Annotated in this window: 11 protein-coding genes; 3 read left to right on the top strand and 8 right to left on the bottom strand. The window is 72.2% G+C overall.

The genetic code is table 11. From position 1 onward, the window contains the following. Positions 1-53: 53 nt before the first annotated feature. The 4 genes from LDL48_RS09660 to LDL48_RS09675 all read right to left on the bottom strand — a co-directional run bounded on the left by LDL48_RS09660 (position 54) and on the right by LDL48_RS09675 (position 3,405). On the bottom strand, positions 54-371 hold the full coding sequence (locus tag LDL48_RS09660; protein ID WP_225254683.1) for a hypothetical protein: 318 nt from the start codon (positions 369-371) through the stop codon (positions 54-56). Positions 372-487: 116 nt separating this feature from the next. After that, positions 488-1,300: a DUF6807 domain-containing protein gene (locus LDL48_RS09665; protein ID WP_308016442.1), complete on the bottom strand. Its 813-nt coding sequence runs from the start codon at positions 1,298-1,300 to the stop codon at positions 488-490. Positions 1,301-1,396: 96 nt separating this feature from the next. Then, positions 1,397-2,194, bottom strand: a complete 798-nt coding sequence (locus LDL48_RS09670; protein ID WP_225254684.1) for a pectate lyase — start codon at positions 2,192-2,194, stop codon at positions 1,397-1,399. Beyond that, complete coding sequence (locus LDL48_RS09675; protein ID WP_225254685.1) at positions 2,194-3,405, bottom strand: hypothetical protein; 1,212 nt, start codon at positions 3,403-3,405, stop codon at positions 2,194-2,196. The genes LDL48_RS09670 and LDL48_RS09675 overlap by 1 nt, the downstream gene beginning before the upstream one ends. A gap of 270 nt (positions 3,406-3,675) precedes the next feature. Here LDL48_RS09675 and LDL48_RS09680 point away from each other — a divergent pair, with 270 nt between their 5' ends. Next, a complete protein-coding gene (locus LDL48_RS09680) occupies positions 3,676-4,362 on the top strand; it encodes a GH12 family glycosyl hydrolase domain-containing protein (protein ID WP_225254686.1) in 687 nt (228 codons plus the stop codon). A 422-nt stretch (positions 4,363-4,784) separates the two neighbouring features. On the opposite strand, the gene LDL48_RS09685 is transcribed toward LDL48_RS09680, so the two are convergent. Then, positions 4,785-6,764: a beta-galactosidase gene (locus tag LDL48_RS09685; protein WP_225254687.1), complete on the bottom strand. Its 1,980-nt coding sequence runs from the start codon at positions 6,762-6,764 to the stop codon at positions 4,785-4,787. Between the two features lie 49 nt (positions 6,765-6,813). Between LDL48_RS09685 and LDL48_RS09690 the strand changes: the two genes are divergently transcribed. Both LDL48_RS09690 and LDL48_RS09695 read left to right on the top strand, forming a co-directional pair. Next, a complete protein-coding gene (locus LDL48_RS09690) occupies positions 6,814-9,033 on the top strand; it encodes a glycosyl hydrolase family 95 catalytic domain-containing protein (protein ID WP_225254688.1) in 2,220 nt (739 codons plus the stop codon). 19 nt (positions 9,034-9,052) lie between these two features. Further along, entirely contained in the window at positions 9,053-11,386 is a 2,334-nt protein-coding gene (locus LDL48_RS09695) for a TIM-barrel domain-containing protein (RefSeq protein ID WP_225254689.1), read from the top strand. On the opposite strand, the gene LDL48_RS09700 is transcribed toward LDL48_RS09695, so the two are convergent. Genes LDL48_RS09700 through LDL48_RS09710 form a run of 3 tightly spaced genes read right to left on the bottom strand, consistent with a single transcriptional unit; the run spans position 11,376 to position 14,976 of the window. After that, positions 11,376-12,302: a carbohydrate ABC transporter permease gene (locus tag LDL48_RS09700; protein ID WP_225254690.1), complete on the bottom strand. Its 927-nt coding sequence runs from the start codon at positions 12,300-12,302 to the stop codon at positions 11,376-11,378. The genes LDL48_RS09695 and LDL48_RS09700 overlap by 11 nt on opposite strands. Beyond that, a complete protein-coding gene (locus LDL48_RS09705) occupies positions 12,299-13,306 on the bottom strand; it encodes an ABC transporter permease (RefSeq protein WP_225254691.1) in 1,008 nt (335 codons plus the stop codon). The genes LDL48_RS09700 and LDL48_RS09705 overlap by 4 nt, the downstream gene beginning before the upstream one ends. Then, positions 13,303-14,976, bottom strand: coding sequence for an extracellular solute-binding protein (locus LDL48_RS09710; RefSeq protein ID WP_225254692.1), 1,674 nt, complete (start codon positions 14,974-14,976; stop codon positions 13,303-13,305). The genes LDL48_RS09705 and LDL48_RS09710 overlap by 4 nt, the downstream gene beginning before the upstream one ends. Between the last annotated feature and the right edge of the window lie 140 nt (positions 14,977-15,116).

A 15,116-nucleotide genomic window follows, 5' to 3' on the forward strand; every position in this document is an offset into this window, starting at 1 on the left:
CGATCGCCAACGTGGGGCGGTCGCACCGCCGGCTGCCGAACGCCGTTCGAGGATTACCCGGTCACGCCGTCGGGAACACAGATGATGCCCTGCAGATACGCGAGCCTGCCGTCGTGGTCGAGCGGGCAGAAGAGGTCCCAGAGATCGGCATTGGTGAGCGTCTCCCCGGCGAGCGAGCCGCCTTTGCACTCGAACCGGATGACCGTGTATCCATCCTGGATCGGCGTGATGCCGGTGCCGCCGGCGGCCTGACACTCCCGCTTCGTGATGCCGGACTCGGCCGTTGCCGCAGCGGCACTCTGTGCCGAGGCCAACGGCGCGATGGTGATAGCCGCGCCGACGGCGAGTGCCGTGAGAATTCGTCTACGCATGGGCGTCCCTCCACAATGGTCGTCGTGACCCGGGAGGCCCCGGGCCACAGCTGGACGCTATTGAGCCAAGAGTGAGGCAACACCTAATCGTGCCCGGTGGGGACGCGGGGCGGAACCTAGCCGGCTTCGATCTCCGCGCGGGTGAGGGTGCCGTCCGCGACCAGCACGGTCAGCCGCCGGTCCAGGCTCGTCCCGGCCGGCACCGGAAGCGGATCGGTGAACGCCAGCGCCGCGCACACCCCCGGATAGATCCCGGTCCGGACGAACCAGCGGTCACGTCCGGCCAGGCCGCGGAACACCAGCGTGTACGGTCCCGGCCCGGTCAGCGCCACCCACGGCTCGGCGCTGCCGTTGACCGTCTCCTCGCTGTCGTGCGCCGCGGTGAACGTGGTGGCCGGACCGGGCGCGGCTCGCCAGAAGAAGCCGCCGTACCCGGCCCCGCCCGGACGGCCGTTGGTGGCCGGGCTGCCCAGCGTCACGTCGTGTCCGGGCGGGGCGGTCAGCGCGTACCCGAAGTCGAGTTCCCAGCCCCGCGCGGCGGCCCGCGCGACGACCGTCCGTTCCTCCGTCAGCAACAGGCGCCCGTCGCGGTCCCGCCATTCCAGGCGCTCCGCGAACGAGCCGGCCGCCACGCCGGACAACCAGGCCGCGTGCTCGATCCGGCCGTGATCCTCCCGCCAGGTGTAGCCCCGGTCCCGCACATACGTGCGCCCGCCCCACAGGTTGGTCCCGTTCACGTCCGGCATCGCCACCGAGACACCCAGATGCCACGGATGGTCCTCCGGCATGGTGTCGGTCACCGGAATCCCACCGAGCGTCCGCACCGGATGCAGGTAGGGCCGCGGCCCGTGACGCGGACCGACGATCGGCTCGACGGCGTACGTGGCCACCGGCACGCCTCCGACGCTCAGGCGCACGGGCGCGGTCACCGGGCCGGCCGGCGCGCCCCGGCGGCCCTTCCGACGGTCGACGGCACCGCCGCCGGGTCCGCCCGCGGACGCACGTCTTCCACTCCGAAACCCGCCCTACCGGTAGGTGATGTCGGAATCCCGGTAGAGGCAGTGCACCGGGTCGGCACCCTCGCCGATCTTGGTGGGCTCGCTGCCCTTGGGGACTCCCTGGTACTTCTCGCAGATGGTCGCGGAGCCGTAGACCGTGATCCGGCTGAAGCGCGCCGTGTCGCCCCAGTTGGTGTTGATGCCGGCCAGCACGCCGGTGGACCGGACCGCCACGTTGTCCAACACCACGTGCCGCTGGTACGACGTGCTGCAGTTGCCGCAGGCCCGGTAGAGCTTGCCGACGTTCTCCGCGTAGAAGTCGCTGATGTGTACGGTGCCGGCGCCGTTGTGCTGGAACAGCTTGTCCGACGCCGACCGGGCGCCGCCGCCGATCACGTAGTAGTGGTCACCGCCGCGGAACGTGGCACCGTCCTCGCCGACGTCCTCCCACCACACGTTGCGGATGGTGCAGTCGCCCTCGCAGTGGATGCCGTCGCCGGCCGGGGCGCCGAGGATGACGTTCTCGATGGTGGCACCGTCGGCGAGTTCGAACACCGGGTCCTGGCTCTCGCCCTGCCCGCCGTCGCCGATGCAGCAGTACCGCTTCATGCCGCCGTCGAACGTTCCGGTGACCACGATGGTGCCGTTGTTCACCGGCGCGTTGCCGGTCGGCGTGGGGAACGTGGTGACCGGCTCGTACCGCGACAGCGGCGCGACGGTGGGGGTGGTGGTGGCCGCGTCGGCGGCAACCACCGACCCGACGGCCAGCGCGAACACGGTCGCGGCGGCCAGCAACGTTGCCCGGTGCACGACGTTGGCTCTCATCAGCAGCGCACAATCTGGGAGTTGTTGAGGGTGATGTTGCGGATCGTCAGGTTGTCCGCACAGGGATTCTCGGTGATCCGGTTGTTCGTGAGCGTCAGGTTCTGCAGCGTGATGTTGCGGTTGCCGGCGAACTCGGTGCGTTCCGCCAGCCGGATCTCGCCGCCGCCGTTGACGGTGCCGCTCTGCGCGGCGATGTTCACGTCGTAGCAGTTCTCGATGAGGATCGCGTTGTTGCCGGTGCTGGCGATGTCGATCCGGTCGACGGTGAGGCCACCGCTCTCCGACACGCAGAAGATGCCCCGGCCGCCGCCGCGCGCCCGCACCGTGCCGACCCGCACGTTCGTGGGGTAGCCGCTGCCGATCCGGCCGTTGCGGTTCGCGGTGCGGAACGCCGCGTACCCGGTGCCGGCGCCGGCGCCCTCGGCGTCCACCGTGCCGACGGTGGCGTTGATCGTCTCGTTGAGCAGCAGGCCGGACTCGCCGACGTTGCGCGCCGTCACGGTCCCGACGGTGAGGCCGTCGACGCCGTAGGTCTCCATGGCGTGCGAGCTGGCGCCGGACACGTTCACGGTCTCCACCGTGATGTTGCGGCTCCACTGGCTGGTGTCGCCGCGGTTGTCGATCCGCACGCCGAGACCGCCGGACAGCCGCATGGTGATCTCGCCGAGGAACACGTTGGTGACGTTGCGCATGAAGATGCCGTACAGCGGGCGGCCGGTCACGGTGAGGTGCTGCACCTCGATCTGGGTGGTGCCGCGGGAGTACACCGGCGCGTAGTCGCCGGAGCCGGAGCCGGTCACGTCGATGGTGCCGCACACGTCCAGCGCGGTGTAGCTGGGCAGCGAGATGCGCGCGTTGGCGGCGATCGATCCGGAGCCGCGTACCACGACCCGCTGTTTGCTGGTCCGCCCGGCCGTCAGGCTGCCGATCGCGGCCTGCACGGCCGCCCGCATGTCGGTTCCGGTGTAGACCGTGCTGCCGCCGTTGCGCGCGGTCCAGGAGCCGTTGCTCTGCACCGCCTCGGCCTGGAACGTGCCGGAACCGCAGGCGGGGACGGCCGCCGCGGCCCGGGCCGCCGTCCCGGTCGGCGGCGCGGGCTGCTGCGCCGCCGACACGGGCGACAGGCCGAGCGCGGCACCCGCACCCACCAGGGCGAGGGCGCCGGCACCGGCGAGTGCACCGCGCACGTGGCGCGGTCGAAGCTTGTTCATCGGGGTTTCCCTTTCCGGCTGGGGCGCAGCCTGCGTGATCGAGTCCCCGCCTGACAGTGGCCGATCCGGCCGGAAACGTTGCCCGGGGCGCGCAGCCTCCCGGGCCGCGGATCGCGCGGCCACCGGCGCCCCGGGCGGGCGGGGGCCGCGACGTGATCCGGCCCACCACCAGAACCACGTCGCGGTCCATCCATCATCATAGATTGACTTAGTTGTCTGTCAAAACTAACTTCGGCTGGAAACCGCTTTCCTTCTGACTTTGGAGGAGCCATGCAGCGCCGCCGGTTCGTCATCGCCTTACTCGGGTCCGTCCTGCTGGCCGTGCCGGCGGCCCCGGCACAGGCCGCGGCCTGGTCGTCGTCCGACCGCTGGGGCACCTGGTCGAGCAGCGGCTACACGCTCTACAACAACGTGTGGGGCTCCGGTCACGGCGCGCAGACCATCTGGGCGAACTCGCCGGGCAACTGGGGCGTCTGGGCGGACCACCCGAACACCGGCGGCATCAAGGCCTACCCGAACGCGACCCGGCACATCGGCCGGCCGGTCAGCGCGCTCGGCCCCACCACCAGCACGTTCGACGTCACGGTGCCGACCAGCGGGGTCGCGTTCACCACCGCGTACGACATCTGGACGGCGGACCACGCCCACGAGATCATGCTGTGGATGAACCGGTACGGCCCGGTCGGCCCGCTCGGCAACCGCGAGACGACCGCGTCCGTGGGCGGCCACACCTGGGACATCCACCGCGGCTCGAACGGCGCCAACCAGGTCTACTCGTTCGTCCGCACCGGCAACACCAGCACCGGCACGGTGGACATCCGCGCGGTCGTCCAGTGGATCCGGGCCCGCGGCTGGTTCGGCGACGTGACCATCGGTGACGTGCAGTTGGGCTATGAGATCACGTCCGCGGCGGGCGGCAGGGACTTCGTCACGAACGCGTTCACGGTGACCGGCTGACCCGCGAGGCGCGACGGCGTGCCGCCTCCCCACCGGCGGGTGAATCTGCGGTCCGCGACGCGCCCGGAACCCCACGGCCCCGCCCAACGCCGTGTGGATTTCCGTCGCGGAGTTGACCTCACCGCCACAACCCGAGCACCCCCGACCCGCGTGGGAACCTCCGGCGCGCAGCGCACCCCACCTCCACACAACCCGCACACCCCCAACCCCCGTGGGAACCTCCGGCACCCAGCGCACCCCACCTCCACACAACCCGCACACCCCCAACCCCCGTGGGAACCTCCGGCACCCAGCGCACCCCACCTCCACACAACCCGCACACCCCCAACCCCCCGTGGGAACCTCCGGCACCCAGCGCACCCCACCTCCACACAGCCGGGGCGCAAGACCCGGCCTGGGACGTCCCGATCCTTCCGGGTGGGTCAGGCTGCGGTGCGGACCACGGCGGCGCCGCCGGCCGGAACGCGGACCCGGCCGGACACCGCGGCGCCGGTGAGCAGCTCGACGCCGTCGGCATCCACCTCGTGGTCGGTCGTCGTGTGGTTGAGCAGGAACAACCAGGAGCGGTCGGCACCCACCCGCCGCACCGCCTCCACCCCCGGCGGCAACCCGGAGCACGCCGGGCGCACCCCGGCCGCGGCCGCCACGGTCGCCAGCAACGCGTCCCGTCCCGGCTCGTCGAGGCGGGTGGAGACGTACCACGCGACGCCCGCGCCGTAGCCGTGCCGGGTGATCGCGGGTCGCCCGTCCAGCACGCCGCCCGCGTAGCTGGCCAGCGCCTCGGCTCCGGTGCAGTGCACCGTCTCGCTCCACAGGTCGCCGGTGTCGCCGGTGGACAGCCGCACCCGGGAACCGGCGGCGACCGGGTGGAACTCCTCCACGCGTACCCCCAGCAGGTCGCGCAGGGCGCCCGGGTAGCCGCCGGTGCGGATCCGGCCGTGCCGGTCGGCGACCCCGCTGAGGTATGTCACCACCAGGTGTCCGCCGGCCGCCACCCAGGTGCGCAGCGCCGCGGCCTGGGCGTCGGACATCAGGTAGTGGACCGCCAGGATCAGCATCGGGTACGCCGTGAGGTCGCCGTCCAGCGTGCCGATCACGTCGGCCGTGATGCCGCGCCGCCACAGCGCCCGGTGTGCGCGCTGCGCCTCCGTCCACGGGTCCAGACCGGTGGCCGGTAGCGCCGGAGCCTGCAGCGCCCACCCGGACGGTTCGTCGTACCCGATGGCGACCGGTGCCTGCACCCGGCCGTCGACCGCCTCCGCGATCCGGGTCAACTGCCCGCCCAGCGTGACCGCCTCGCGGAACACCCGGCTGTCCGGGCCGGCGTGCGGCACCAGGGCCGAGTGGAACAGTTCGGCGCCCCCGCGCGGCGCCCGCCACTGGAAGTACATCGCGCCGCGGGATCCCCGGGCGACGGCCGCCAGGCTGTGCCGGGACATCCGTCCGGGTTCCTTGGTGTGCATCCGGCCGGGCGTGTAGATGAGGTTCGGGGCGGTCTCCATCAGCAGCCAGTCCGGCGTACCGGTGCCGTGGGTGGCCCAGCCCCGGGCCAGGTCGGCGGCGAACGCGGTCTCCTCCTCGGCGGCCGGCCCGGCGTCGGACGGGTAGTGGTCGATCGCGACCAGGTCCACCTCGCGGGACCAGCGGGCGTGGTCCACCGGCACCCAGCCGCCGAGCACATAGTTGGTGGTGACCGGCACCTCCGGCGTGGCGGCGCGCAGCAGGTCGCGCTGCTCGGCGTACGCGGCCAGCAGCTCGTCCGAGGTGAACCGCCGGAAGTCCAGCACCTGGGTGGGGTTGGGCAGGTACTGAGTGGCACGCGGTGGCCGGATCTGCGCCCAGTCGGTGTACCGCTGTCCCCAGAACGCGGTGGTCCACACGTCGTTCAGTGTGTCCAGGTCGCCGTACCGGGCGCGCAGCCAGCTGCGGAACGCCCCGGCGGTGAGGTCGCAGTGGCAGGTGGTGCCGTACTCGTTGTGCACGTGCCAGAGCGCCAGCGCGGGATGGCCGGCGTACCGGGAGGCGAGCGCGGCGGCGATCCGGCGGGCGGCGTCGCGGTACGCGGGGGCGCTCACGCAGTACGTGTCGCGGCTGCCGTGGCTCAGGCGCACCCCGTCCGGGGTGACCGGCAGCGCCTCGGGGTGGGCCAGGCCGAACCAGGGCGGCGGGGACGCGGTCGGGGTGGCCAGGGCGACCGCGACACCGCCCGCGGCGAGCCGGTCCAGCGCCCGGTCCAGCCCGCCGAACGTGTACCGGCCCGGCGCCGGCTCCAGCCACGACCAGGCGAACACGCCGACGGTCACCATGGTCACGCCGGCCCGGCGCATCAGGTCGACGTCCTCGGCCTGCACGTCGTCCGGCCACTGTTCCGGGTTGTAGTCGCCGCCGTACCACAGTGGCATGCCGTACCCCCGCTTGTTTTTTGTTTGGAATCCAGCCAAAGTAGGTGCGGTGCCAGAGGGTGTCAACGACGGCTGGGAAGACGCGATGGCCGCCGGCAACGGCCGCCAGGGCGCGCTCTGCTGGGGTACGCCGGACGAGCTGCGGGTGACCGTCTCGCACGAACGGCTGTTCCTGCCGCTCGGGCCGCCGCTCGACCCGCCGGACACCGCGCACCTCCTCCCCCGGGTGCGCGACCTGCTGACGGCGGGCCGCTACGCGGACGCGGCGACGGCGGTGCACGCGGCGGCGGTGGCGGCGGAACCGGCGTACGCGGAGACGGTGTGGATCGATCCGCTGATCGGCGCGGCCACGCTGCGGATCCGCCCGCGCCGGCGCGGGCCGGCCCGGGACTTCCGGCGGTCGGTGGACGTCGCGTCCGGTCTGGTCACGCTCGCCTGGCGGGACGACGGCGGCGAGGTACGCCTGGACGCGTTCGTCTCCCGCCCGGCCGACGCCGTGGTGGTCCGCCTGTCGGCGGGCGGCGGCTTCACCGGGACGCTGCGGCTGATGCCGGTGGACGGCACCCCGCCGCGCCCGTTCTCGCACACCGTGGTGGCCGGCCCGGACCGGCTGACGCTGCGGGGCCGCTTCGACGGTGCCACCTGGCCCGGCGCACTGACCGGTTATCGCGTCGACTGCCGCGTGACGCCGCCGGCCACCGCGTCCACCGGCGACCTCGCCCTCCACGGCGACACCGTCCTCGTGCTCCGCACCACCCCCGGCGCCGGCCCGGCCGGGCCGGCGCCGGACGCGTCGTTCGGCGCGATGCTGGCCGCCCACGCCGCGGTGCACGGCGAGCTGTTCCGCCGGGTGCGCCTCGACCTGGGGGCCGACCCCATGGACCGGGAGCGCCCGGCCGCCGACCTGCCGTTCGGGCCGGCCCTGGTGGAGCGGCTCTTCGACGCCGGGCGGCACCTGATCATCAGCAGCTCCGGCGACCTGCCGCCGACCCTGCAGGGCGTCTGGAGCGGCACCTGGACGCCGCCGTGGTCCAGCGGGTACACGCTGGACGGCAACCTGCCCGCCGCGGTTGCCGCACTGTTGCCCACCGGTACCCCGGAACTGCTTCTGCCGCTCTTCGACCTGGTCGACCGGGTGCGCGACGACCTGCGCCGCAACGCCCGCCGGCTGTACGGCGCGCGCGGACTGCTCACGCCGGTGCACCTGTCCACGCACGGCCGGCAGAACCACTTCGGGCCGGTGTGGTGCCAGACGTTCTGGACGGCGGGCGCCGGGTGGCTGGCCCGGCTGTACGTCGACTATTGGCGGTACACCGGCGACCGGGCGTTCCTGCGCGACCGGGCCTGGCCGTTCCTGTACGCGGCGGCCGAGTTCCTGCTCGACGTCGTGCCGGTCCGCGACGGCACCGCGGTCTTCGCGCCGTCGTACTCGCCGGAGAACGCGCCCGCCACCACCGGCTCGCAGGCCACCGTGAACGCCACCATGGACGTGGCGGTCGCCCGCGACCTGCTGGGCAACGTGCTCGCGGTCGCCGCGGAGCTGGACCGGACGCCGCCGCCGGGCACCCGGGCGCTGCTGGACGCGCTGCCCGGCTACCGGATCGCGGACGGGCGGCTGGCCGAGTGGATCCATCCGGACCTCGGCGACCAGCCCGCGCACCGGCACGCGTCGCACCTGTGGCCGCTTTGGTACGAGCCGGATCCGCTGATCACCGGCGACCCGGCGGTGCGGGCCGCGGCGGTCGCCGCGATCCGGGACCGGCTGGCCTGGTGGGCGGGCTCCGCCTCGGACGAGATGGGGTACGGGCTGGCGCAGCTCGGTCTGGCCGCCGCCGCGCTGGGGCTGGCCGAGGAGGCGTGGGCCACGGTGCGCGTGATGGCCACCCGGTACTGGGGCGCGAACCTGGTGCCCCGGCACAACCGGAACGCGATCTTCAATGTCGACCTGGCCGGCGGTTTCCCGGCCGTGGTGACGGCGATGCTGGTCCGGTCCGCGCACGGCCGCCTCGACCTGTTGCCGGCCCGGCCGGACGCCTGGCCGCGTGGACGGGTGACCGGGCTGGCCGCCCGGGACGCGGTCACCGTCGCCGAGTTGTGGTGGGAGCCGGGGGCGGCCGGCGTGACGCTGACCGCGGCCCGGGACGTGCGGGTGACGGTGGGCGCGCCGCCGGGGATGGCGTTCGACGGGGCGGCCAGCCGGGAGGTACCGCTGACAAACGGGACGGCATTGACACTTAGTTGTGTATCTATAAAAAATATCCCCAGCTAACTCGAGCTGAGGAGAGCACATGCCGTACCGTCCGCCGCTGGTTGCGCGCGAAGTCTTCGTGGCCGACCCCCCGGAGCTGCCGGTACGCGAGCCCGGCGAGCAGGGCCTCAGCGCGGTGACCCGGGCCGAGGTGGTCTCGACGGACGCCGGCGGTGTGCTGCTCAAGGGCGCCACCCCGGACGGAAGCACCCTGGTGATCCAGATCAGCGCCGCCGACGAGGGCGTGCTCCGGGTCCGGCTCAGCGACGACCCGCAGGCCCGGTCCCGGTCGGCCCGGGCGACGACGCTGATCCACCCGCCCGGACGGCCCATGGAGGTACGCGCCGGGGACGGCCGGATCAGCGTGCGCGCGGGCGCGATCCGGGCCGAGATCACCCTGGATCCGTGGCACCTGAGCTTCACCGACGACACCGGACGGCTGCTGGTGGAGCAGAACCGGGGCGAGGTCGACATCAGCGGCCGCCTGCGCACCCTGCCGTTCGGCCGCTCGCTCGCCGACGGTGCCGTGGCGGCGTACCACGAGAGTTTCGGCGCCGCCGCCGACGAACGCTTCGTCGGCCTCGGCGAACGTTTCACCACCCTGGACAAGCGCGGTCAGCGCGCCCTGATGTGGAACTTCGACGCGTTCGGCACCGAGTCCGACCGGGCCTACAAGAACGTGCCGTTCTACCTGTCGAACCGCGGCTACGGCGTGGTGGTGGACAGCGGCATGCCGGTCGAGTTCGACATGTGCCAGTCCACCCACAGCTGCGTGCAGATCCTGGTGCCGGACGACCTGATCGACTACTACGTGCTGGCCGGGCCGACCCCGGCCGAGGTGCTGGACCGCTACGACCGGCTCACCAGCCGGCCGCTGCTGCCGCCCAAGTGGGCGTTCGGCACCTGGATGTCGTCCGGCTTCTTCGCCGACAGCCAGGCGCACACGCTGGACCGGGCCCGCCGGCTGCGCCGCGACGGCATCCCCTGTGACGTGCTCCACCTGGACTGCTACTGGCAGCGCCCCGGGCACTGGTCGGACCTGGTGTGGGATCCGGAGACGTTCCCCGACCCGGACGCCATGCTCGCCGAACTGGCCACCATGGACTTCCGGGTGTGCCTGTGGATCAACCCGTACGTGAGCCATCTCAGCCCGCTGTTCGCCGCCGCCGAGGAGGCCGGGTACCTGCTGCGCCGGCCGGACGGCTCGGCGTACGTGGCGGACGTGTGGCACGGCTCGTTCCCGCCGTGCGGCCTGATCGACTTCACCGATCCGGCGGCCACCGCCTGGTTCCAGGACCAGCTGCGCCGGCTGCTCACCCAGGGCGTGTCGGTGTTCAAGACGGACTTCGCCGAGGGCGTGCCGGCGGACGCGGTGGCGGCCAACGGGATGACCGGCGTGGAACTGCACAACGTCTACACGTTGCTGTTCAACGACGCCGCCGCCGCGGTCACCCGGGAGGTGGCCGGGCATTCGATGGTGTGGGCGCGGAGTTCGTACCTGGGCGGGCAGCGGCACTCGGCCCAGTGGGGCGGCGACACCAGCGCCACGTACCCGGCGATGGCCAGCACGCTGCGCGGCGGCCTGTCCCACGGCCTGTCCGGGGTGCCGTTCTGGTCGCACGACGCCGGCGGCTTCACCGGCACCCCCACCGACGACCTGTACGTACGCTGGGCCCAGTTCGCGGCGCTGTCCCCGCTGGTCCGCTTCCACGGCACCACCAGCCGGCTGCCGTGGAACTTCCCGCCGGCCGCCGCGGCCGCTGCCACCGAGGCGCTGCGGCTGCGCTACCGGCTCCTGCCGTACCTGTACTCGGCGGCGGTCACGTCGGCGCGCACCGGCGTACCGATGATGCGGGCCCTGCTGGTGGACACGCCGGACGATCCGGCCTGCTGGACCGCCGAGCTGGAGTACCTGCTCGGCCCGGACCTGCTGGTCGCGCCGGTGGTGACCACCGACCCGGACCGCCCGGTGTACTTCCCGTCCGGTCGCTGGGTGGACCACTGGACCGGCGCGGTGCTCGACGGCGGCCGGCACCACCGGGTGGGTACGCCGCCGGACCGGATCCCGTTGTACGTCCGGTTCGGCGCCCTGATCCCGGTCGGTCCGGGCGGCGACACCGTGGGCGACGGCCCGTTCCCGGACCTCACCGTGGTGAGCTGGGGCGGCGTGGACGGCCGCACGGTGCTCAGCGACGTCGACGGCGACACGGTGGTGACCGCGGTCCGGGACGGCGACACGCTGGCGGTCACCGCCGACGGGCCGGCCCGGATCCGGCGGATCGCGCTCGCCGCGGTGCCGGGCGAGGCGCCGGCGGTGACCTTCAACGGAGTGCCTGCCCGCATCTCGGCGGCGGGCGCGCCGGTCAGCCCTTGACCGCGCCGATCAGCACGCCGCGGGTGAAGTGCCGCTGCAGGAACGGGTAGACCATCGCGATCGGCGCCACCGTGACCACCACGACCGCCATCTTGATGGCCAGCGTCGGCGGCAGCGCGGTGCCCATCGCGGTGCCGGACTGCTGCGGGCTCAGCCCGGCCAGGATGAAGCTCTGCAGCACCCGCTGGATGGGGAACTTCTCGTTGTCGTCGATGTAGAGCAGCGCGGTGAACCAGACGTTCCAGTACCCGACCGCGTAGAACAGGCCGACCACCGCGATCACCGCCTTGGACAGCGGCAGCACGATGCGCCACAGGATGCGGAACTCGCCGGCGCCGTCCACCCGGGCGCTGTCCATCAGTTCGCCGGGGATGTTCTGGAAGAAGGCCCGCACCACCACGAGGTTGAAGACGCTCAGCGCGCTCGGCAGGATCAGCGACCACAGGCTGTCCTTGAGGCCCAGCCCGGTCACCACCAGGTAGCTCGGTACCAGGCCGGGATAGAGCAGGAAGGTCAGCAGGAAGTAGAAGAGCAGGCCGCGATGGCCGAGCGAGCCGGGCCGGGACAGGCCGTACGCGGCGAGCACCGTGACGGTCAGGCTGACCGCGGTGCCGGCCAGCGTCACCAGCGAGGTGATCAGCAACGCCTGGGTGATCTGGCCGCCGGAGAAGATGATCCGGTACGCGGACAGGTCGATCTCCCGCGGTACGACCACCAGCCCGCCGGCCGCGTTGATCGTCTCCCGGGACGACACGCTGGTCACCAGCACCACCCAGAGCGGAATGAGCACGGCCAGCACGACGCCGGTGAGCACGGCGCCCTTGGCCGTCTGCCCGGCGGCGGTGGGCGGCTCCTCCCAGGCCGGGCGGCGGTTTCGGACCGGCCGGAGGCGGCCGGGCGGCACGGTGGGCGTCATGACCGGGAATACACTCCGTTCTCACCGAAGGCGTGTGCCAGCCGGTTGGCGACCAGGATCAGCACCAGTCCGACGACCGCCTTGAACAGGCCGGCGGCGGCACCGAAGCCGTAGTCGCCGGTCGCGATCGACTGGTGGTAGACGAAGGTGTCCAGCACCTCGGCGGCCTGCCGGCCGACCGCGTCGCGTTGCAGCAGGAACTGTTCGAAGCCGACCGACAGCGCGTCGCCGAGCCGCAGGATGAGCAGCAGCACGATGACCGGCCGCAGTCCGGGCAGCGTGATGTGCCACGTCCGGCGCCACCGGCCGGCGCCGTCGACCGCGGACGCCTCGTACAGGTGGGTGTCGATGGTGGACAGAGCGGCCAGGAACACGATCGTGCCCCAGCCGAGGTCCTTCCAGACCGCCTCCGCGGTGACCAGCACCAGGAACGTGTCCGGGTTGGTCATGATCTCCGGCGGCGTGATGCCGGCCTGGCGCAGTTCCTGGGAGAGCAGCCCGGCGCCGCCGAGCATCTGCACGAAGAACGTCACGACCAGCACCCAGCTGAAGAAGTGCGGCAGGTACACGACGGTCTGCACGAACCCGCGCAGGCGGCGAGACAGCACGCTGTTCAGCACGAGCGCCAGCGCGATCGGCAGCGGGAAGAAGAAGACGAGCTGGAACGCGGTGATGGACAGCGTGTTCCACACCGCGTCCCAGAACGCCGGGTCGGCGAACAGCACCTGGAAGTTGCCGAGGCCCACCCAAGGACTTTCCAGCAGCGCCCGCAGCGGGCTGTCGCCGAGGTACGGGTTGTAGTCCTGGAACGCGACCACGTTGCCCAGCATGGGCAGGTAGTGGAAGACGAACAGCAGCAGGACGCCGGGCAGCACCATGACCAGCATCGGCCAGTCCCGCCGCAGCCGGGCCCGGATCGGTGCCCGGCGCCGGCGCGGAACCGGGGCCGGGGTGGCGGGCTTCGGCTCGGCCGGCGGCGCGTCCAGGGCGGGGCCGCTGGTCATCGCCCGGCGTCGGACAACGCCGTGCCGAGCAGCTCGCGGGCCTCGTCACCGCCGCTGCTGCGCCACTCCTTGACGACGACGTCCAGGTCGGCGATCGGCCGGCGGCCGCGGAGGATGTCGGTAATCTTGTCGGTGATCGGTACCACCTGGGCCTTGAACCGGGCCGGCATCTCGAACTTGAGCCCGTCCCACGGGTCCTTCTCCATGAACCGCACCATGGCGTTCGAGTAGGCCAGCGCCTCCTTCACGAACGTCGGCGTCTGCGGCGTGGGCTGCAGGACCGGGGTGCGTCCGCTGATGAAGAAGTACTGGTTCTGGATCTCGGAGAACCCGAGTTCGGTCTTGACCGGGCCGCCGCCGGCCCGCCTGTGGTGCGTGCCCTCGGCGCCGAACTCGCGCAGCTGGAACTCCTCGGTGCCGAACGGCGCGGAACACCAGTTGATCACCCGCAGGATCTCTTCGACCCGGGCCTTGCCCAGGCCCTTCTTGACGAACGTGTACGAGATCGGGTCGTCGTCGCCCCACACCAGCGGGTCGCCGCCGGTGGCCGAGAACACCGGCACCGGCTGCACGCTGAAGCCCTTGGTGACCTGCTGCTGTTCGGCCTGCATCGGCTGCCACATGCCGAGGCCGTCCTGCTTGAACAGGATCTTGCCGCCCTGGAGCAGCTGCTTGGCGTCCGCGCCCTTGCTGGCCATCAGGTCCGGGTGCACCATCCCGGCCCGGTACACCTTGATCATGAATTCCACGGCCTGGCGGAACTCCGGGGTCTCGTACTTGTGCTCGGGGGTGCCGTCGGCGCGCAGCCGCCAGCCCTCCTTGCTGCCCGGCGCCTTGTGGAACATCTGCACCATCTGGAAGATGTCGTCGAACGCCCAGACGCCCTTGCCGGGGTCGGTGACCTGCTTGCCGACCTCGAACAGCTCGTCGATCGTCCGGGGGTAGGTCAGGCTCAGCTTGTCCAGCAGGTCCTTGCGGTAGAACAGCGCCAGCGGGAACGGCCCGTCGGTCGGGTTCGGGATCGCCATCAGCCGGTCGTTCCAGCAGGCGTTGCGCCACGCGCCGGTGGGCAGCGTGGCCAGCATCGGGTACCCCGCGACGTTGCCGCCCTGCAGGTACGGCGTGAGGTCCTCGAACAGCGCGTTGACCGCGTCGGAGAACCGCGGCAGCTTCTCCACCTCCCAGTCCGGCACGCACAGCAGATCGGGCACGTCCCGGGCACCGAGCACCGCGCCGAGCTTGTCGGCGTACGTCATGCCGTCCTGCACGCTGAACTCCACCGGCGTGCCCAGCTCGGCGTTGACCGCGACCAGGTACGCGTTCTTCGCCCCGCTCGGCGGCGCCGGCCCCCAGACCGGGGTCATCGCCCGGATCGGCTGCCCTCCGGCGCCCGGCTGGTCGGTGATCGCGTCGGTCAGCGCGGACGGGAACGTGGTGTAGCCGTCCGGGACCGGCCGGGTGCTGAGCACGTCGGGCTTGATGTTCAGCGCCAGCGGCCGGTGCTCGGGCACCAGCCCGGCGAGCTTGTCCAGATTCTGGGTGGCGCCACCCTGGGTGGCCTTCTCCCCGCATCCGGCGAGGAGGCCGCCGGTGCCCGCGGCGGCCACGCCCAGGCCGACCAGGTTGAGGAATGTCCGGCGGTTCACGGACGCACTCGCGGGTGTCGTCACGGCACGCTCCTTCCCATTCTGTCGACCGCGTCGACGACTGCCCGGTAGAGTTAGTTTGGAATGCAGACAAACAAATTAGCCGACGGTCGATGCACGGACAAGAGAGCCGCCCGGTACCCGGGCGGCGGTACGGCATGATG

This window comes from Jidongwangia harbinensis (genome assembly GCF_020216025.1).
GTDB classification, from domain to species: Bacteria; Actinomycetota; Actinomycetes; order Mycobacteriales; family Micromonosporaceae; genus Actinoplanes; species Actinoplanes harbinensis.

What these genes read in the sequence shown, in the direction of transcription:
- LDL48_RS09675 (WP_225254685.1), bottom strand. Translation starts at nt 3,405, where the DNA reads ATGAACAAGCTTCGACCGCGCCACGTGCGCGGTGCACTCGCCGGTGCC.
- LDL48_RS09660 (WP_225254683.1), bottom strand. Translation starts at nt 371, where the DNA reads ATGCGTAGACGAATTCTCACGGCACTCGCCGTCGGCGCGGCTATCACC.
- LDL48_RS09685 (WP_225254687.1), bottom strand. Translation starts at nt 6,764, where the DNA reads ATGCCACTGTGGTACGGCGGCGACTACAACCCGGAACAGTGGCCGGAC.
- LDL48_RS09670 (WP_225254684.1), bottom strand. Translation starts at nt 2,194, where the DNA reads ATGAGAGCCAACGTCGTGCACCGGGCAACGTTGCTGGCCGCCGCGACC.
- LDL48_RS09705 (WP_225254691.1), bottom strand. Translation starts at nt 13,306, where the DNA reads ATGACCAGCGGCCCCGCCCTGGACGCGCCGCCGGCCGAGCCGAAGCCC.
- LDL48_RS09695 (WP_225254689.1), top strand. Translation starts at nt 9,053, where the DNA reads ATGCCGTACCGTCCGCCGCTGGTTGCGCGCGAAGTCTTCGTGGCCGAC.
- LDL48_RS09680 (WP_225254686.1), top strand. Translation starts at nt 3,676, where the DNA reads ATGCAGCGCCGCCGGTTCGTCATCGCCTTACTCGGGTCCGTCCTGCTG.
- LDL48_RS09700 (WP_225254690.1), bottom strand. Translation starts at nt 12,302, where the DNA reads ATGACGCCCACCGTGCCGCCCGGCCGCCTCCGGCCGGTCCGAAACCGC.